Source organism: Acidovorax sp. 100 (assembly GCF_003688355.1).
Taxonomy (GTDB): Bacteria; Pseudomonadota; Gammaproteobacteria; order Burkholderiales; family Burkholderiaceae_C; genus Acidovorax; species Acidovorax delafieldii.
Map to the genome: position 1 here is coordinate 4,466,163 of NZ_REFD01000001.1, position 17,875 is coordinate 4,484,037.

The following is a 17,875-nucleotide window of genomic DNA, read 5'->3' on the forward strand; positions in this document are numbered from 1 at the left end:
GGGCACGACTTCCATGACTGTGAACAAAGCCCTGCTCCACCGCGTGGCCGAAAAAGACCGCGCCCCCGTGCCCTTCGTGCTCGATGGGGAGACCGCCACGGCGCTCGAAGGCGACACGGTGCTCACGGCCATCCTCACCCACCGCGCCCAATTGCGCCGCAACGAGTTCAGCCACGAGCCGCGCGCAGGCTTTTGCCTGATGGGCGCGTGCCAGGACTGCTGGGTGATGACGGCTACCGGCGAACGCCTACGGTCTTGCGCCACCTTCATCCAGGCGGGCATGCAGCTGACTACCGGAGGGGCCGCATGACCGCCCCCACCTTGCAACCCGTGATCGTGGGCGCAGGCCCTGCGGGCATTCGCGCGGCACAAACCCTGGTGGCGCATGGCGTGCGGCCCATGGTGATCGACGAGGCCGCACGCGGTGGCGGGCAGATCTACCGCCGCCCGCCTGCCCACTTTGCCCGCAGCCCGCAAACGCTGTACGGCACCGAAGCATCACGCGCCACGGCATTGCACAGCACGCTGGATGGCCTGGCCGCCCACATCGACTACCAACCCAACAGCCTGGTGTGGAACGCCCAGGGTGGCCAGCTCGATGTGCTGCATGGCCCCGCACAGACCACGCGCACGGTGTCCTACGGCCAGCTCATCGTGGCCAGCGGCGCCACCGACCGCGTGCTGCCCGTGCCGGGCTGGACGCTGCCTGGCGTGTACACGCTGGGGGGCGCGCAGGTGGCGCTCAAGTTCCAGGGCTGCACCATCGGCCGCAACGTGGTGCTGATGGGCACCGGGCCGCTGCTGTACCTGGTGGCGTACCAATATGCCAAGGCAGGCGCCAAGGCGGGCGTGAAGGTGGCTGCAGTGCTAGACACCGCCCGATTTGCCGACCAGCTGGCCGCCCTGCCCGGCATGCTGACGCAGCCCGCCGTGCTGGCTAAAGGGGTGTACTACGTGGGCTGGCTGCGCGCGCACGGCGTGGCGGTGCACACCGGCGTGCGGCCTGTTCGCGTGGAGGGCGACACACGGGTCAACGCCGTGGTGTGGAGCGACGGCCAGGCCGAGCACACCGTGCAGTGCGATGCCGTGGGCTTTGGCTATGCCCTGCGGTCCGAAACCCAACTGGCCGACCTGCTGGGCTGCCGCTTTGCCTGGGCACCCATGCACCGAGCCCACCTGCCCGAGCGCGACGGGGCAGGCCGCACCAGCGTGGCCGGTGTGTACCTGGCGGGGGATGGCGCGGGCATCATGGGCGCCGATGCGGCCGAATGGGCGGGCGAGCGCGCTGCGCTGGCGCTGCTGGCTGACCACGGCGTGAAGGTGGACACTGCACGCGCGGCGGAGCTGGAACGCAAGCTGACCAAGCTGATGCCATTCCGCCAAGGGCTGGAGCGCGCCTTCCCCTTCCCCACCAACTGGGCGGCCCACGCGCCCGACGCGCTGCTGGTGTGCCGCTGCGAGAACATCACAGCCGGTGAGCTGCGCGCCTGTGCCCACGATGCTGGGGCCGACGAACTGAACCGACTCAAGGCCCTGACCCGCGTGGGCATGGGCCGCTGCCAGGGCCGTATGTGCGGTGTGGCCGCTGCAGAAATCCTGGCCCAAGCCACAGGCAAGCCTATCGATCAGGTGGGGCGGCTGCGTGGGCAGGCACCGATCAAGCCCATTCCCATCCACCTGCAAGCCCAGGCGGAGGCTGCCGAATGACCATAACCCGAACCATTGACACCGACGTCGCCATTGTGGGCGGCGGCATCATGGGCGCATCGGCCGCGCTGGCACTGCGACGCAAAGGCGTGGCCGTGGTGCTGCTGGAGCGTGACCTGTGCGGCTCGCGCTCCAGCGGCGTGAACTACGGCGGCGTGCGCCGCCAGGGCCGGCCTGTGAGCCAACTGCCCCTGGCGCAGCGCGCCCACCAGGTGTGGGCCGACCTGCCCGCGCTGATTGGCACCGATGGCGAGTACCAACGCAGCGGGCACTTCAAGATCGGGCGCAGCGAGGCGGACATGGCCGCGCTGGAGGCTTATGCCAACCTGAGCAGCGACTTCGACCTGGGCATTCAACTGATCTCCGGCTCCACGCTGCGCGAGCGCTGCCCTTGGCTGGGCGGGCGCGCCGTGGGCGGGTCGCTGTGCCCCGACGACGGCCAGGCCAACCCACGCCTGGTGTCGCCCGCGTTTGCGCTGGCGGCCAAGCGCGCGGGCGCGCAGATTCTGGAGCGCACACCGATGACCTCGGTGGAGCACGACGGGCAGCTGTTCACCGTGCGCTCGGGCACCACCGTGGCGGTGCGCGCGCCCGTGCTCATCAACTGCGCTGGTGCCTGGGCCGGTGCGCTGGCCGCGCAGTTTGGCGAGGCCGTGCCCATTCACTCCGGCCATCCGGCCATGGCGGTTACCGAGCCCCTGCCCTTTTTCATGCACTGGAGCCTGGGTGTGGAGGGCGGCGGCATCTATTGCCGCCAGGTTGCGCGTGGCAATCTGGTGCTGGGCGGCGGCGCAGGTGTGGCGCTGGATGCCGACCGCGCCCGCTCCGAGCGCAGCGCCATCGCTACCCTGGCAGTGCAGGCGGTGGAGCTGCTGCCCGCCCTCAACAATGCGCACTTCATTCGCACCTGGAGCGGCACCGAAGGCTATCTGCCTGACCGCCAGCCGGTGCTGGGCAAGAGCCACACCACGCCCGGCCTGATCCATGGCTTTGGCTTTGCCGGTGCGGGCTTTCAGATTGGCCCCGGCGTGGGCGAGGTGCTGGCCGAGCTGGCCCGCGATGGCCGCAGCACCACGCCGATTGATGCCTTTGCGATTGAGCGATTTCTCCCAACGACGGTGGCTGACGTGGCCAGCACTGCCGCTGCCCACTGACCCCGTTTGCCACCGACAAAACTCCCCTCCCCACCAGAAAGGAAACCACCATGACCTTCTCCCCCCGCTTTGCCAGCCGCACCCGCCGCGCCCTTGTGACGGCCGCTGCACTGACCGCCGTGGCCGCCGCAGGCACCGCCACCGCGCAGACCAAAACGCTGTACATCGGCATGAACGGCGGCACGATGGAGAAGGCGTATACGCAGTACGTGTTCCCGGCGTTTGAAAAGCTGCATGGCGCGAAGGTGGTGGTGGTGCCGGGCACTTCGTCCGACATCCTGGCCAAGGCCCAGGCCAACAAGGACAAGCCGCAGATGCATGTGATGTTTCTGGACGACGGCATCATGGTGCGCGCCATGGGCATGGGCCTGTGCGAGAAGCAAAAGCCCAACCCGCACCTGAACGAGATCTACCCCGCCGCCCGCTTCAAGGACGACCTGGCCAGCGGCGTGAGCCTGGGCATGACCGGCATCGCCTACAACACCAAGATGTTTGCCGAAAAGGGCTGGGCCGCGCCTACGTCGTGGATGGACTTTGCCGACCCCAAGTACAAGGGCAAGGTGGTGTTCCAATCCATGCCGTCGTCGTCGTTCGGGCTGCACGGCTTTTTGATGTTCAACCGCATCCAGGGCGGCAACGACAAGAACGTGGAGCCTGGCTTTAACAACTGGGCCAAGACCATCGGCCCCAACGTGTTGGAGTACATCCCCAGCTCGGCCAAGATTTCAGAGATGGTGCAGACGGGTGAAGCGGCGATCTTCCCGCTCACGCCGACCAGTGTGGCGGCCTTGAAGGCCAAGGGCATTCCGGTGGAATACGCACAGCCCAAGGAGGGCTCGGTGGTGCTGATGACCGGCCAATGCGTGATCGCCAAGAACAGCGAACCCGAACTGGCGCAAAAGCTGGCCGAGTTTCTGCTGAGCCCGCTGGCACAGGCCAACGTGCTGCAGTTTGGCGCGCAGATCCCCACCAACCCCAAGGCGCCTGCCGTGGGTGAAGGTGCCGCCCAGGTCGCGCAGATCAGCCAGTGGATGAAAAACGCCGTGACGCTGGACTGGGACAGCGTGAACGCCAATCGCCCTGCGTGGAACGCGCGCTGGAACAAGACCATCGAGCGCTGAAAGGATATGGAGCGCGTGTGAACAGGCTACACCTGCTCACACTGGCGGGCCGTTTGTGACAAATGTCACCGGCCCTGCCATACCCTGCGGTGGTGGGGTGCCACAAACCGCTTCTTCGACTTCAGAATCCGGCGCCTGGGCATGCTGATTCGTTCAGCCCGTCCGCCACCATTCGAAGAAGAGGGATACCACCATGAAACGCTGGATCAAATGGACCGCAGGCAGCGCGCTGCTGCTGGGCGTGATCGTTGTCGCCACCGCCGCCAGCGGCCTGTACCTGGCCGAGCAAAAACGCAACCGCTACATCGACATCAAACCCCGCCCCGTGGCCTACACCACCGATGCGCAGACCATCGAACGCGGGCGCTATCTGTATGCATCGCGTGGCTGCACCGACTGCCATGGCGCGCAAGGCACGGGCCGCGAGTTCGTCAACGATGGCAAGGGCACGCGCATCGTGGGGCCCAACATCACACCGGCTGGCGTGGTGGCGCGCTACCAGCCCGAGGACTGGAACAGCGTGATCCGCCACGGCGTCAAGCCCAATGGCCGCCCGGTACTGGTCATGCCCAGCGAGGACTACAACCGCTTCACCAACGAAGACCTGAACGCCCTGGTGTCGTATGTGCGCCAGTTCCCCCCCAAGGAGGGCACGCAGGCCGTGATCGATCTGCCGCACCCTGCCTGGGTGCTGTATGGGCTGGGTGCGATTCCCGACGCGGCCTCGCGCATCGACCACCAGCTGGCCCCCTCGCGGCCGACGGCTGCCGGAGTGACGCTGGCCAATGGACAGTATGTGGCCAACATGTGCATCGGCTGCCATGGTGCCGACCTGTCGGGCGGAAAAATCCCCGGCGGCCCGCCTGACTGGCCTGCGGCGGCAGACATCCGCCCTGGCACACACAGTGCCGACAGCGCCCTGACACGCTACCCCAACGCCGCAAGCTTTGTGGCCATGCTGCGCACGGGCAAGCGGCCTGACGGCACACCGATCCAGGTGATGCCCTTCGAGTCGCTCGGGCAACTCAGCGACGTGGATGCGCAAGCGCTTTACCTGTACCTGAACGCGCCCCCTGGCAGCGTGAAGCAAGAGGTGGGCAGCACCACGGCCGGCGGCCAGAAGAGCAGTGCCAACACCGTCCCCTCCGGACCTGGCGGACTCAAGCTGCCTGGCTGATCTTGGAACCTCAGGGTGCCCTGCAGTAGGGAGACCCCTGAGACACAGGCAAAGAAAGGGCGAAGCACTCCGCCCGTTCAAAAATGACTGCCCTGCTGGCCCGCCCCCGGTGGACCAACGGCTGGTGTGGCGGGTCAGCTGCCGGGGTGCTGATGGGCTGGGTGAGCAGAAACAGGGGCCAGGCTGTACGACCCCATGGGCCCGCCCGGGGTGTTGCCGGGGCCTGCGGGCGCAGCCGGGGGCGCACGCCGCACGCGGGGCACCACGCTGAGCTGCACGGTATCCAGCACCGGGCCGGGCACCACATTCAGCGCCTTGCGCGGCAGGTCCACCAGTTGTTCGGCATGCCACACGCGCACTTGCGCGGCACCATCGGGCACGCTGGCAAAACGGGCGATGCCGTCGCTGTCGGTCTTGAGCGTCCAGGCCGAATCGGTCACAAACACATGGCCGCGCATGGAGCCATGCAGATGGCAGCCCAGCAGCACCACGCCGGGCGTATCCAGCTTCACATCGGCAAAGTTGGCAGGCTTGCCATCGGCCTTGCCCGCCAGGCGCAGCTCGAAGTTGGAACTGGCCGCAGCCGGTGCTGCCGCGGCGGACGCCCCCGTGGGGTTGCCGCGTACATGGTGATCCCAGCGGTCCTGGTTAGTGAACCGCACGGTGGAGCCGGGCATGACCACCGTGACGGCAGGCACAAACCGCATGCGCTCCTGCTCGATGGTGGGACTGAGCTGCAGCAGGCTGGGGGCCGCAGCGGTGGTGGCGCTGGGGTACACCACCACCACGGCGTCGGGCACAGGCTTGCCGTCGCGGTCCAGCACCTGGATTTGGACATTTCCGGCCCAAGCGCTAGTGAATATTGCGCTGGCAGCTATGAAAAAAATAGCATTTTTCATCGTCTTAGTGTTTGGTGATCACATCGCGGTGCATGGGCGCCAACAAGGCCAGCAGGCGGTTTTGTTGAGCGAACGGTATGCCCTGGGCGTCCATGGCGCTTTGCAGCACCTCCACCAGGGCGTTGAAGTGGCCCTTGTTGATGTCCATGTCGGCATGGGCCGATTTCATGTCAGCGCCCTCATATTTGCAAGGGCCACCGCTCAACTGGCAGAACTGGTCGGTCAGGCTCTCCTTGAGCGCGGCCGGTTTGGTGTCCTTGAAGTGGCCGCCAATGCGCGGGTCCTTGACCACGCGGTTCACAAAATCGTCCACCAGGCGGGTGATGCCAGGCTTTTCGCCCAGAGCCTGGTAAAGGCCTGCAGGGGCGGCTGGTACAGCAGTCTTGGCTGCCGGAGCCGCAGCGGTCTGCGCAAAGGCCGGGGCAGCAAGCAAGCCGCCGAGGGAGATGGCCAGGGCGATGAGGGTTTTGGAGAGCGTCATGACAATGTCCTCAGAAGGCGACTTGGGCCGACAGGTAGTAGCCGGTCTGGCGGCGGTTGTTGGTGATGCCGGGGACGATGCGGCCCAGATCCACATAGGCGAGCGTGAGCGACACGTTCTTGCTGGGCGCCCAGGCCACAAAGATGTCCTTCCAGTCGTCCTCGCGCAAGGCGGCGCCCAGGCCGGCCGCCGCGCCCAGGGACTGCAGATTGTTGGGCTTGAAGCGGTATTCGGCCCCCACCGCCAGGTTCTTGTTGATCAGATACGCCACCGAGAACTCGGGCTGCAGGCTGCGGCTGTTCTTGCCGGGCGCAGCCGAGCCAAAGCCCAGCAGGCCGTTCTGGTTGGCATTGGTGTAGCGCAGCGTGCCGTTGACCAGCACGCTTTGCGCCAGCAGCAGCTTGGTGGCGCTCACATACACGTCGGTGCCACTGGTTTTGGTGCCCAGAAAGTCCAGCACCGACCTGATGGAGCCCGGGTGCACCTGCTTGTGCTCCAGCCCCACCGCAATCTGGGGCATCCAGCTGTCGCTGTTGAGCACCGCGTCGCCCGCCACCTTGAGCTTGATGCCGAGCACGTCCATCTTGATGTGCTGGCCGGGTGTCACGCCAAACGGCGCAATGCCGTTGAGCGCGATCGCGGGCGAGGCATCAAAGTCCTGGCGCGCCAGCGACAGCTCCAGGCGGTCGTGCAGCCCCAGGGCCGCGCCATAGCCGTTCAGGCTGTAGTCCTGGGTGGCCGCGCGGGTGGCATAGGCGCTGACACCCACCTCGCCCTCGGTGGCGTTGCTGCCAATCACTGCCCAGGGGGTCAGCCCGCCGCCCGCCGATCCGGCGATGGTGCTGACACCACCGGTGAGCAGCAGCTTGCCGGTATCGGCCTGGACCGCACTGCTGGCCAGTGCAACGCCAGCCAGCACGGCGATGGAAAGGGGACTCTTCATGGGGCGCTCCTCGTGTTTGTAAATAATTGCTACGACAGCGTCATTACGCACACGGGTGGCGTCCAGATGTGAATCCAGAGTACCGCAAAGGGTCTTTAGCGCCTGATCAGGGTCTGGCCCCCACGACGGACTGGCCACCGTTCTCGTCAGCCAGAGAAGGCAAGGCGCTGCACGGTCCAGTACAGCGACAGCACCAGCAACGCGACGGAGCCCCCACGCACCACCACCGAGCGGTACCACGCCCTGCGCGCCAATGCCACCGAGACGGCGCACCACAGGGCGACCACCATCAGTTGGCCCACTTCGACCCCCAGGTTGAACCCCGCCAGGGCCCACAACAGCGAAGCACCCGCCACGCCAGCTTCAACCAGCACCCCGGAAAAACCCAGCCCGTGCACCAGCCCAAAGCCCAGAGCAAGCCAGCTACCGCGCAGGCCTTGGACGGGAAACAGGTTCAGCAACGCCGAGATGCCGATGCTGATGGCAATGGCGGGCTCCACCCAGTTGCCCGACACGGTGACCCAGCCCAGGCCTGCCAGTGCCAGCGTGATGGAATGGCCCACGGTGAAACAGGTCACCGTGAGCAGGAGCGCCTTGATCCCGGTGAAGCGGTCCCTGGCGCTGGAGGCCAGAGTTTCAGCGATCGGTGTTGTGCCGGACTCCGTATGCAATGGCAGATCGCGGTGGCGGGACTGCGGCCGCGCCAGGGAGATGGGCAGCAACAGCGCCAGCAAAAAGGCCAAGTGGTCGTAGCCAGACAGGATGTGGTGCACCCCCTCGGTCACAAAGTGCAGCAGCGTGGCCAACCCGCCGCGTGGGGCGCCGGGCTCTGTTGCGTCCGTGCCTTGAGCCCCTTCCGCACCGTCTGGCCCCGCTTGTCCGGCGCGGCTGCCCGCAGAGCGCAGGTCGGTGCCGGAGCGCCCGTCAGGGGCCAGCACGGCTGCCAGCGTCTGGCCGCTCAACGCGCCGCCCACCAGCAGGCGGTGTGTGGGGTCGATGCCCTGCATCAGGCCGTAGCGCAGGGTGACCGCCTGGGCTGGCGCACAGGGCAGCGTGGCAGCCAGTCGCGCGTAACGCCCATCGGTGCGCTGCTCCAACGCTTCAAAGCGCCAGGCAGGGGCCGTCGACGTGCCGTCGCACTGCCACAACATGCCCTGGCCCACCCACTGGACGATGGCGGGCATGGACTGCCGCACCTCGCCCCATGTGAGCTGGCGGTCGCCATCGGCATCGAGCTGCTCCAGTGCGGCATCCACATCCTTCAAGGCCACCGACAGCACAAGGCCTATCGATGCGCCCGCCCCTGCAGTGCCCAGGGATGCAGGCGCATCCGCCACCCGCAGATAGGCGTCGCTGGCCTTGTGGGCCCAGGCGCTGGGCGCCAGTGCTGCGGCAGTCAACGCGACAGCCACCCTGGCCCGCAGGGAACGCCCGTGTGGGCGCAGGAGGCCCGTTAACCAGTGCATGCAGCGCATCATTGGGCTCCCCGGGTCTGCCAGCGCGCCAGGCGCAGGTCTTGCAGTCCTGCTTGCTGCAGGGCCTGCCGCACGGCCTGGTGGGCAGCAGCGTCGCCCGACTGCTCAGAGGTCTGCAGTGCAAGCCACCAGTCGAGTGGCTCTTTTTGCAGGGCAAGGTTGGTGCGGGCCGCCTTCCATGCGGCGGCGGGTTGCCCCTGCAACCACAGCGCCAGCAAGGCACGCTCCCGGGCGTGGGCGTCCAGCCCCTCACCGCGCGCCGCGATAGCGGCAAAACGCGCTTCCAGGTCGCGCACCAGGGGCTGCCACGCGGCGTCCCCCATCAGCCGCAGGGCCTGCGCGCGCCGCAGCAGCACGGAGTCGCTGTCGGGCTGGTGCCTGAGCACCTCCAGTGCGGCGCTCGCACGATTGCGGCGCAACAGCTGGTCGGCATAGGCCAGCGCGGTGTAGCCGTCGGGGGCATCGGCCAGGCTGCGGCGGTAGGCCGCGTCGGCAGCGTCATCGCGCCCTGCGCGCTCTTCGCTCTCGGCCAGCAGCGACCCGATCCAGGCCCGCTGGGCAGCATCCCCCGCCACCTGCTGCCGCAGTGCGGTGAAGCCATTGCGCGCGGCATCGTGCTGGCCTTGCAGTGAACGGGTTTCAAGCAGGCAGGCGGTGGCATACAGCGCAGCACCATAGCGGGCTACGTTGCGGCAGGCGGCCTCGGCGGCCTCATAGCGCGCGGCCACACGCTCCAGCGTGGCCAGCGTGAGCCAGCCCTGCACCTGTGCGGGGTTGGTTTGCAAGGCGCGCTCCAGCGTGGCGCGCGCGGCTGAAAATTCATGGCGCCCTTGCTCTACGGTGGCCTGCAACACCAGCAGATCGGCCGGGGCGTCCGCCTGGCCCCACCAGCGAGCCAGGGCCGCCTGTGCCCGGCCCAGGTAACGCGGGTCCGCCGTCTCGCGTGACAGCGTGATCCAGCGCCGGGCCGTGGCGGCAGCGGCCTGGGGCGTGGCGGGGGCTGCGCTCACACGCTCGGGCAGACGCTCGACCACATCGGCATTGAGGCCAGGTGGCAAGTCCTGCGGCAAGGCCGCCAGGGCCGTGCCCGCCCAGAACACCAGGCACAAGGCCACGCACAAACAGTGATGAGGTTTCTTCATGGGCTCGTGACAACAGCGGATATCGAAAGAGACACAATCACCCACGCACGCCCTGGCCACACCCCTTCAGGGCGCAGTCAGGACATCGCGCGAGGGTCAGAGCCGCGAATCGGGCTCTTCAGCCTCGGTGCTGGACAGCACCAGCTGGTCTACCGCCTGAGGTTCAGTGGTGTCCGATGCGCCGCTGGCCACAATGGGCTGCACATACGCGAACGCGTTCACCATCACGGGGCCCCCATTGCCAGGGTCTGCCGTGTTGTCGCCGCTACCGCCCCCGCCGCAACCGGTGATGGCCAATGCCGCCACCGAAGTAAGGGCCAGGTGCTGAATCCGAAGGTTCTTTTGCATGGTGTGGCTCCTTCGGATCAGAAGTTCTTGGCACCGGGGAGCGGCGGGTTCACATACGGAAACGCCGTACGGTAGTCCGTCGCCTTGGTGCGCGAGCCGTCCACAAACGCTACCCCTCCTGCCGGGGCATCACCCGGCTTGCAGCCCACCTTGAGCGTGTCCGTGGCACCCGTCACCGTGCAAAGCGCCCCCATGGCCACGCGCAGCGATACGTCCACCACGTCGTCGCCCAAGCGGCGGCCGTTCGGGAAGCCGGCCGCGTCCCCTGCCACCACCCCCAGCGAGTTCTGCGCAGCTGCAGCCGTGGCGGCAATGCCCGTGTTCAAGCGCAGCATTTCGGCCAGGGGGCCGCCGGCACCCAGGCCGGTGATGTTGCCGGGGCGATTGACGGTGGGCAGCCCCGTGAGGAAGGCCGTCATCAGGTCGGTGCGCGGGAAGTTCGTGGGGGCCTTGGCGCCAAACAGCGTCTCGACCAGTGCGGGCAGCGTGGGGTGCGTCACGTAGTCCGCAAAGTTGGCCGCATCATCCTTGGGCTTGGACGCATTGAACTTGTCCTTGTCCTTGAGGCCAATCACCACCTCGTTGACCAGCGGCATGCCCAGGCGCGAGACCTGCGTCCATGCGCCACCGGCCTTCTCGCTGGCCTGCAGGCCCGAGTCTGGCTTGCCATTGAGCAAGCGGGCCTGGCGCAGGCTGGCAGTGGTCCAGCCGCCAATGACCTTCTCGCCCGATGCCGCCGTGAGGCAGTTGGTGGGCACTTCCACCGCGAGCGACGTCACGTTCTTGTTGGCAATCTGACCCGCGCCGAAGGCCGCAGCATTCGACTCGCTGGTGATGACGGCGGCAGGTGCATTCACCAGATCAAAGATGGTGCCCAGCGACACCGGGAACGGGTCCTGCCGCTGGCCCACAAACACCTTGCCGGGGGTGGAGCAGCCGGGGATATTGATGCCATATACATACTTGCCGGCATAGGCGTCGTAGGCGGCCGCATTGCCCAGCGATTTTTCACCGATGTAGTCGATGGGCTTGGTGAAGGTGGCACCCCCACCGGCCATGGTGATCTGCTCGCGCTTGCCGGTACGGCGGTCACCGCGCACGATGAACATCTCGTACTCTTCACGGTAAGCCAGCGGGTCGCCCGCTGCGCCGCTGATGCCACCGGCGTTGCGCAGCGGAATGGCCACCTTCTTGCGGGCACCATCAGGACCGATATCGAGCGTGATGCCGTTGCCACCGTTGTTCAGCGTGTTCTTGAAGCGGAACTGAAAGGTGATGTCCTCCGCTGCGTCGCCGTTGTTGTCGATGTGGATCTCGTACAGCGCATTCGAGTCCAGGCTGAAGTAGTTGGGGCCGCCATAGGCATCCTGCAGCGGCAGGTAGTTGGCGATCATGGTGACAAAACCCGCCCGACCCGGTTCGTAGCTGTTGAACAGGTAGAAGTCACTGCCGTCAACCTTGGGCTGGGTCGTGATGAACGGCGCCTCGCGGTGGCTGGACGCCAGACTGACGCCCGCTGCGCTGGCAGCCAGAACAGCCAGCACGGCCAGACTGATTTTTTTCAATGGCATGGGGATCTCCTCGTAGGTGGATGGAGGGGTGCCAAGCACCCCACCTTGAATACGACGAAGAGAAACCCGTGGATTCAACGGTGGCGACTATTCTTTTCTTTTGCCACCGGTTCTTCCAGACCTGTACGCAACTGCCTGGACCCCGGGTGTCAGGTGGCCTTGCGGATCAGAGCGCCCTTGAACAGCACCGGCCCGGTCGGGCCTGTGGCGCTGGGCACACCCCCCTTGGGCTCCAGACTGATGGCCAGCGTGGGGACTTCTTTCACATCGCCCTCCTGGGCCACCAGCTTGAGCAGCTTGTCCTGCCCCAGCACGCCCAATGAGCGCGGGCCGCCAGCGGGCGGCAGCGCCCACAGTTGCAAGGACTTGTCCGCACCCTCCTGGAAACCGCCCACGCGCTGCAGCACAAGCTGGTTGTTCTTGGGGTCGAACGTCACCAGCATCGACGCGTCGGCCTTGTCATCGGCCAGCACCGCCACGTACTGGATCTGGGGTGTGGCTTGCAGTTGTTGCTGCAGTGCGGCGATCTGCGCGCCCGTGGTGGCACGCAGGCCTCCATTGACCTGCACGCCCACCACCACAGCCGCCAGCGTGGCGATGGCGCCCGCAGCCGCCGCACCGCGCCACACCAGCAGGTTGCGCCACCAGCCACCTGGGGCCTCTGCGGCCTGGTACACACGGGCCGCCTGCATGGCGGACGCAGCCCGGTCGGCCTGCACCAGGTTGTCGATGCGCGTCCACACAGCGGGCGCGGGGTGGATGGCGGGCTGCAACTCGGTCAGGCCGGACCAGCGGGTCTGCCAGACCAGCGCGGCAGCGCGCACGGTGGCGTGTTCGCGGGCCAAGCTTTCAAATCGGCGGCGGGCGCCGCCACGCAGTGTGCCCAGGGCATAGCTGGCAGCCAGGCGGTCGAGCAGTTCGGGGTGTTGGTTAATGTTCATGGCAACCTCACGCAAAACGCGCCATGCAGGTGCGCAGCTGTTCCAGACCCCGGCGGATCCAGGTCTTGACGGTGCCCAGCGGCAGCTTGAGTTGCTCGGCCAGCTCGCCGTGGCTCTGGTCGCGCAGGTAGGCCAGGCTCACTACCTCGCGCTGCTTGTGATCGAGCTTTCCCAGGCAGTGGTGCAGCGCAAAGGCCTGCTCGCTGGCATCGGCGGCGTCCATGGGGTTGGGCGTATCGCCCTCCAGCGTCTGCGCCATCTCGTCATCCAGCTCGTTCATCAGATCGGACCGGTCGGTGGTGCGCTTGCGCAGGGCATCCAGCGCCCGGCTGCGCACGATCAAACCCATCCAGGCCATGGGCGGACTCAGCGATGCGCGGTAGTTGCCCGCGCCGCGCCAGATGGTCAAAAACGCCTCCTGCAGCACATCCTCCGCCGCGTCGCGGTTGCGGACGATGCGCAGGGCCAGGCCAAAAAGCTGCGACGAGGTGCGCTCGTACAGCTTTTTCAGCGCGGAGTCGTCCTGCGCGGCGATGCGGTCTAGGAGGTCCATCAGTTCACTGTCTGGGTGGAGGGTGCTCATGCGCCCATTCTCGGGGATTGGTTGGGTGGGAGGTGCCTGCGGGGCTTTGCTGTGTGTGAATACGCCACTGCGGGCGCTTTGGATGCGGCCGGGCACAAAAACAGTGCCCTGGCTCGGCAAATTGGTGTAGTCGGGGTATCGGGCACCCCAACCGCAACGGGCATGAATCCAGGCGGCGGGATCGTCCGTACTGCAAGAGTCACCTCTGCCCACAACGCTCGCGCTTTCCACCCCATGCTCCCCGCCATGCCTCTGCCTCGCCCACTGTTCCCTGTTCATTGGGTTGCCGTTGCGGCCACCTTGGTGTGGGGGGCCCACAGCCCCGTTGCGGCCCAGTCGGTGGAGCGTGGCGCTGCGCTGTACGCGGCGCATTGCAGCAGCTGCCACAGCCCGGACCAGCATGGAGACGGCCCGGCGCACCGGGGCGTGGTGGGGCGCCGCGCGGGCGCACTGAAGGATTTTGACTACTCGCCCGCGCTGCGCGCAAGCAAGCTGCTGTGGACGCGTGCCACGCTCAAGGCCTGGCTGACCGACCCCGAGGCGCTGATCCCCGGCCAGGGCATGGACTACCAGCTCGACGATGCACAGGGCCGCGAGGACGTGGTGGCCTACCTGGCCACACTCAAACGCCTGCCGGCGTCAGCGACGGCCGCGCGGTGAAGGGCTTTCAGCCGCTCAGGCCGTGGGAAAGGTACCGGGCAGCAGGATCGACGAATCAACGTTGTTGATGTTGGTATGGCCACAGAACGCCATGGTGATGTCCAGTTCCTTCTGGATGATCTGCAGCGCACGCGTCACGCCCGCCTCGCCGTAGGCCCCCAGGCCGTACAAGAAGCTGCGGCCAATCAGCGTGCCCTGCGCGCCCAAAGCGCGGGCTTTGAGCACGTCCTGCCCGCTGCGGATGCCGCCGTCCATCCACACCTCGATGTTCTTGCCCGCTGCTGCGGCAATGCCTGGCAGTGCGGCAATGGAGGATGGCGCGCCATCGAGCTGGCGCCCGCCGTGGTTGCTGACGATCAGTGCGTCGGCACCGCTGTTGACGGCCAGGCGCGCATCTTCGGCGTCCATGATGCCTTTGAGGATCAGCTTGCCGCCCCAGCGCTTCTTGATCCACTCCACATCGCCCCAGTTGAGCTGCGGGTCGAACTGCTCGGCCGTCCACGACGACAGCGACGACAGGTCGCCCACACCCTTGGCGTGGCCCACGATGTTGCCGAAGCTGCGGCGTTTTGTGCCCAGCATGCCCATGCACCAGCGCGGCTTGGTGGCCAGGTTGATGAGGTTGGCGATGGTGGGCTTGGGCGGGGCCGAGAGGCCGTTCTTGATGTCCTTGTGGCGCTGACCCAGGATCTGCAGATCGAGCGTGAGCTGCAGCGCCGAGCAGTTGGCCGCCTTGGCGCGGTCGATCAGGCGTTCGATGAAGTCGCGGTCCCGCATCACATACACCTGGAACCAGAACGGGTGGCGGCCCGTGTGTTCGGCCACGTCTTCGATGGAGCAGATGCTCATGGTCGAGAGGGTGAACGGAATGCCAAACGCCTTGGCCGCCTTGGCCCCCAGGATCTCGCCGTCGGCATGTTGCATGCCGGTGAGGCCGGTGGGTGCAATGGCCACGGGCATGGCCACGTCCTGCCCCACCATGGTGGTGCGGGTGGTGCGGCCTTCCATGTTCACGGCCACGCGCTGGCGCAGCTTGATGCGCTGGAAGTCGCTCTCGTTGGCGCGGTAGGTGCCCTCGGTGTACGAGCCCGAATCGGCGTAGTCATAGAACATGCGCGGCACGCGGCGCTGGGCAATGACACGCAGGTCTTCGATGCAGGTGATTTTGGACAGATTGGGCACGCAGGCTCTCCAGGATGGGGAATGCGCCGAATGGTAGGCGGTGGCGCGGGGGCCAGCCATCAAAATTTTTTCGACGGCTTGCAACAAATTTCCAGCGACGGACAGCGCCATGCCACCCGGACGCCCGGCTTCAGCAGGTGGACTACTGGGCCGCGGCCACTTGAGAGGGCTCGGGCAACACCACCTCGGGATCGGCATCCGGGCCCTGGTACAGCATGAAGCGCATGCGCCCGCCGCGTTTGGCCGCATACATGGCGCCGTCAGCATGGCGCGACAGCTCATCGAACGTGCTGCCGTGCTGCGGGAACAGCGCAATGCCGCCGCTCACGCCCACCCGCACCGGCTGCCCAGCCAGATCAAATGCTGCGTCGCAGGCCGCCAGGATCTTGCGCGCCACCAGGCAGGCGGGCTCCACCCCATCCAGCCCCGGCAGCAGCACCACAAACTCATCGCCCCCCTGCCGGCACACCGTGTCGGACGCACGCACCGCTGCCTGCAGACGCTGGGCAAACTGCACCAGCAGGACATCGCCCACATCGTGGCCCAGGCGGTCGTTGACTTCCTTGAAGCCATCGAGGTCCAGATACATCACCGCCAGCGACTTGCCGTCACGCCGTGCCTGGGCCATGGCCAGATGGGCGCGGTCCTGCAGCAGCACGCGGTTGGGCAGGTCGGTCAATGCGTCGTACTGGGCCAGGTGGGCCATGCGCTCGGCCATGGCCACGGCCTCGGTCACATCGCGCAGCACCGCCACCGCGCCCGTCACCACGCCATGGCGGTCGGTGATGGCACTGGCCGTCTCCTCCACCTGGAAGCGCTGGCCGCTGGTGCGGTGTACCAGCACGCCCCGCACGGGCTCTGTGGCCGCGCCTTGCTGAATGGCGGTGCGCAAGGTGTTGGGCAAGGGTTCGTCGTTGTCGGGACAACGCAGGCTGACCACTTCGTCCGCGTTGTGCCCGGCCGCATCAAACGCCTGCCAGCCCGTGAGGCGCTCGGCCACGGGGTTGAGGTAGGTCACCATGCCTTTGGCGTCCGAGCAGACCACGGCATCGCCGATGGATTGCAGGGTGAGGCGCACGCGCTCTTTCTCATCGAACAGCTCGTTCTCCATGCGCTTGCGCTCGGTGATGTCCGTCACCTGCACAAAGAGTCCGGTGACCACGCCGCGCGCATCGGTGTCAGGCAGGTACGAGACGATGCTGTGACGCGGCTGACCCCGTGCGTCCTCGTCCGTCCGCTCAAAGCGCTGTGGCATTCCTGCCAACGCCAAGTCGTAATTGGGCTTGCTGGCCACATAGCGCGCCTCGCTGAGCAGCTCGCTGATGTGACGGCCCCGCACCGGTGCCGGGTAGGTGCCGAACTCCTCCAGCGTCGCGCGGTTGGCAAAACGGTTGCGCATGCCGGCATCCCAGTAGGCAATCATCGAGGGCACGTTGTCGAGCGTCGTGCGCAGGTCGTGCTCGGCCTCGGTCAGGCGCGCCGACACCTGCTGGCGCAGCAGCAGCTCGCGCACAAACAGCAGGGCCAGTCCCAGGCTCCCCAGCATCAGCAGCACGGCAAAGCCCCCCAGCACCCAGGCGCTGCTCCGCCACTTGGCCAGGATGGTGTCGGTGGACTGCGCCACGTTCAGGATCAGCGGGTAGTCGCCCACATGCCGGAAGGAGTAGAGGCGCTCCACGCCGTCGAGCGCCGCCTTGCCCATAAAAGAACCCGAGCCCTCCTTCTGAAAGCGCAGCAGGTTGGGGGAGCCGGCAATCGTTTTGCCCACATCCGAATCACCGTACGGAAAGCGGGAGATCACCACCCCGTCCTGTCGGAACAGGTTGATACCGCTGTTGGGGCCCAGGTCCAGCGAGCCAAACAGTTCGTTGAAATAGCTCAGGCGGATCGCGCCCACCACTACCCCGGCAAAGCTGCCGTCTACGTTGTAGTAGCCCCGCGAGATGGGCAGGATGTTCAGGCCCGTCACCCGCGAAGGCACAGGCTTGCCGAAGAACAGCCCTTGTTCGCCCCGGTCGCGAAAAGCCAGAAAGTAGTCGCGGTCGGCAAAGTTGACCCGGCGGGGGGCATTGGCGCCCGAGTCCAGGATGACGTTGCCCTGCGCGTCCAGCACCAGCACATCACCCGCGCCGCGCGCGCGCAGCGAGTTGTCAAACACCACCCGCGAGCGCAGGTCGGGGGGCAACGCCCACACCTCCGGGCGCGACACCTCGCGGGCCACGCCTTCCAGCGACTTGTCAAAAGTGTCGAGCGACCAGGCCAGGCCCTGCTCCAGGGTGCGGGCCAGGTTGGCGTTGGTTTGCACCGCGTAGTTCCACTCGTCGTCGCGAATGGTCCAGATGGTGCGGGCGAACAATGCCCCAATACCCAAAGCCACCAGCAAAGCCAGCCAGATCAGGCGGTGAGAGAAAAACTGGCGAAGCGAGGGCATAGGGATAGTTTGTAACTATTTTAAACAGTCGCCTTAACCGGGACTTGGCCCGAATTCACA

The 17,875-nt window shown here is 66.7% G+C and carries 17 protein-coding genes; 6 read left to right on the forward strand and 11 right to left on the reverse strand.

Features of this window, described 5'->3' with window-relative positions; genetic code table 11:
* The first annotated feature begins 13 nt into the window (after positions 1-13).
* The 5 genes from C8C96_RS20505 (at position 14) to C8C96_RS20525 (ending at position 5,159) form a co-directional block, all read left to right on the forward strand.
* A complete protein-coding gene (locus C8C96_RS20505) occupies positions 14-310 on the forward strand; it encodes a (2Fe-2S)-binding protein (protein WP_233584280.1) in 297 nt (98 codons plus the stop codon).
* Positions 307-1,707, forward strand: coding sequence for an NAD(P)/FAD-dependent oxidoreductase (locus C8C96_RS20510; RefSeq protein WP_121943459.1), 1,401 nt, complete (start codon positions 307-309; stop codon positions 1,705-1,707). The genes C8C96_RS20505 and C8C96_RS20510 overlap by 4 nt, the downstream gene beginning before the upstream one ends.
* A complete protein-coding gene (locus tag C8C96_RS20515; RefSeq protein WP_121943460.1) occupies positions 1,704-2,861 on the forward strand; it encodes an FAD-binding oxidoreductase in 1,158 nt (385 codons plus the stop codon). The genes C8C96_RS20510 and C8C96_RS20515 overlap by 4 nt, the downstream gene beginning before the upstream one ends.
* A 50-nt stretch (positions 2,862-2,911) precedes the next feature.
* Entirely contained in the window at positions 2,912-3,982 is a 1,071-nt protein-coding gene (locus tag C8C96_RS20520; protein WP_121943461.1) for an ABC transporter substrate-binding protein, read from the forward strand.
* 193 nt (positions 3,983-4,175) lie between these two features.
* Complete coding sequence (locus tag C8C96_RS20525) at positions 4,176-5,159, forward strand: c-type cytochrome (RefSeq protein WP_121943462.1); 984 nt, start codon at positions 4,176-4,178, stop codon at positions 5,157-5,159.
* A gap of 134 nt (positions 5,160-5,293) precedes the next feature.
* Here the strand turns inward: C8C96_RS20525 and C8C96_RS20530 are convergent, their stop codons facing one another.
* From C8C96_RS20530 to C8C96_RS20570, 9 genes are all read right to left on the reverse strand, one after another.
* Entirely contained in the window at positions 5,294-6,058 is a 765-nt protein-coding gene (locus C8C96_RS20530) for a plastocyanin (RefSeq protein ID WP_233584281.1), read from the reverse strand.
* Positions 6,059-6,062: 4 nt separating this feature from the next.
* Entirely contained in the window at positions 6,063-6,539 is a 477-nt protein-coding gene (locus C8C96_RS20535; protein WP_121943464.1) for a group 1 truncated hemoglobin, read from the reverse strand.
* Positions 6,540-6,549: 10 nt separating this feature from the next.
* Positions 6,550-7,482, reverse strand: a complete 933-nt coding sequence (locus C8C96_RS20540; protein ID WP_121943465.1) for a DUF3034 family protein — start codon at positions 7,480-7,482, stop codon at positions 6,550-6,552.
* A 146-nt stretch (positions 7,483-7,628) separates the two neighbouring features.
* Positions 7,629-8,882 (reverse strand): HupE/UreJ family protein, encoded by a 1,254-nt coding sequence (locus C8C96_RS20545; protein ID WP_158605777.1) that lies wholly within the window; start codon positions 8,880-8,882, stop codon positions 7,629-7,631.
* Between the two features lie 74 nt (positions 8,883-8,956).
* On the reverse strand, positions 8,957-10,099 hold the full coding sequence (locus tag C8C96_RS20550) for a hypothetical protein (protein ID WP_133246244.1): 1,143 nt from the start codon (positions 10,097-10,099) through the stop codon (positions 8,957-8,959).
* Positions 10,100-10,195: 96 nt separating this feature from the next.
* Complete coding sequence (locus C8C96_RS20555; protein WP_121943468.1) at positions 10,196-10,447, reverse strand: hypothetical protein; 252 nt, start codon at positions 10,445-10,447, stop codon at positions 10,196-10,198.
* Between the two features lie 17 nt (positions 10,448-10,464).
* Entirely contained in the window at positions 10,465-12,018 is a 1,554-nt protein-coding gene (locus tag C8C96_RS20560) for a DUF4331 domain-containing protein (RefSeq protein WP_121943469.1), read from the reverse strand.
* Positions 12,019-12,167: 149 nt separating this feature from the next.
* A complete protein-coding gene (locus tag C8C96_RS20565; RefSeq protein WP_121944114.1) occupies positions 12,168-12,959 on the reverse strand; it encodes an anti-sigma factor domain-containing protein in 792 nt (263 codons plus the stop codon).
* A 7-nt stretch (positions 12,960-12,966) separates the two neighbouring features.
* Positions 12,967-13,542 (reverse strand): RNA polymerase sigma factor, encoded by a 576-nt coding sequence (locus tag C8C96_RS20570; RefSeq protein WP_099729648.1) that lies wholly within the window; start codon positions 13,540-13,542, stop codon positions 12,967-12,969.
* Between the two features lie 246 nt (positions 13,543-13,788).
* On the opposite strand from C8C96_RS20570, the gene C8C96_RS20575 reads away from it, so the two are divergent.
* Positions 13,789-14,202, forward strand: a complete 414-nt coding sequence (locus tag C8C96_RS20575; RefSeq protein WP_199737504.1) for a cytochrome c family protein — start codon at positions 13,789-13,791, stop codon at positions 14,200-14,202.
* Between the two features lie 15 nt (positions 14,203-14,217).
* Here C8C96_RS20575 and C8C96_RS20580 read toward each other — a convergent pair whose 3' ends face one another.
* Both C8C96_RS20580 and C8C96_RS20585 read right to left on the reverse strand, forming a co-directional pair.
* A complete protein-coding gene (locus C8C96_RS20580) occupies positions 14,218-15,384 on the reverse strand; it encodes an alpha-hydroxy acid oxidase (RefSeq protein WP_108499988.1) in 1,167 nt (388 codons plus the stop codon).
* A 142-nt stretch (positions 15,385-15,526) separates the two neighbouring features.
* Positions 15,527-17,815 carry a diguanylate cyclase domain-containing protein gene (locus tag C8C96_RS20585; protein WP_121943470.1) on the reverse strand — a complete coding sequence of 763 codons (2,289 nt, stop codon included), beginning with the start codon at positions 17,813-17,815 and terminating at the stop codon, positions 15,527-15,529.
* Positions 17,816-17,875 lie beyond the last annotated feature (60 nt).

Bases quoted from the DNA above. Each gene is read 5' to 3' on its own strand.
- C8C96_RS20505 (WP_233584280.1), top strand. From the start codon at position 14: ATGACTGTGAACAAAGCCCTGCTCCACCGCGTGGCCGAAAAAGACCGC.
- C8C96_RS20510 (WP_121943459.1), top strand. From the start codon at position 307: ATGACCGCCCCCACCTTGCAACCCGTGATCGTGGGCGCAGGCCCTGCG.
- C8C96_RS20515 (WP_121943460.1), top strand. From the start codon at position 1,704: ATGACCATAACCCGAACCATTGACACCGACGTCGCCATTGTGGGCGGC.
- C8C96_RS20520 (WP_121943461.1), top strand. From the start codon at position 2,912: ATGACCTTCTCCCCCCGCTTTGCCAGCCGCACCCGCCGCGCCCTTGTG.
- C8C96_RS20525 (WP_121943462.1), top strand. From the start codon at position 4,176: ATGAAACGCTGGATCAAATGGACCGCAGGCAGCGCGCTGCTGCTGGGC.
- C8C96_RS20530 (WP_233584281.1), bottom strand. From the start codon at position 6,058: ATGAAAAATGCTATTTTTTTCATAGCTGCCAGCGCAATATTCACTAGC.
- C8C96_RS20535 (WP_121943464.1), bottom strand. From the start codon at position 6,539: ATGACGCTCTCCAAAACCCTCATCGCCCTGGCCATCTCCCTCGGCGGC.
- C8C96_RS20540 (WP_121943465.1), bottom strand. From the start codon at position 7,482: ATGAAGAGTCCCCTTTCCATCGCCGTGCTGGCTGGCGTTGCACTGGCC.
- C8C96_RS20550 (WP_133246244.1), bottom strand. From the start codon at position 10,099: ATGAAGAAACCTCATCACTGTTTGTGCGTGGCCTTGTGCCTGGTGTTC.
- C8C96_RS20555 (WP_121943468.1), bottom strand. From the start codon at position 10,447: ATGCAAAAGAACCTTCGGATTCAGCACCTGGCCCTTACTTCGGTGGCG.
- C8C96_RS20560 (WP_121943469.1), bottom strand. From the start codon at position 12,018: ATGCCATTGAAAAAAATCAGTCTGGCCGTGCTGGCTGTTCTGGCTGCC.
- C8C96_RS20565 (WP_121944114.1), bottom strand. From the start codon at position 12,959: ATGAACATTAACCAACACCCCGAACTGCTCGACCGCCTGGCTGCCAGC.
- C8C96_RS20570 (WP_099729648.1), bottom strand. From the start codon at position 13,542: ATGAGCACCCTCCACCCAGACAGTGAACTGATGGACCTCCTAGACCGC.
- C8C96_RS20575 (WP_199737504.1), top strand. From the start codon at position 13,789: ATGCCTCTGCCTCGCCCACTGTTCCCTGTTCATTGGGTTGCCGTTGCG.
- C8C96_RS20585 (WP_121943470.1), bottom strand. From the start codon at position 17,815: ATGCCCTCGCTTCGCCAGTTTTTCTCTCACCGCCTGATCTGGCTGGCT.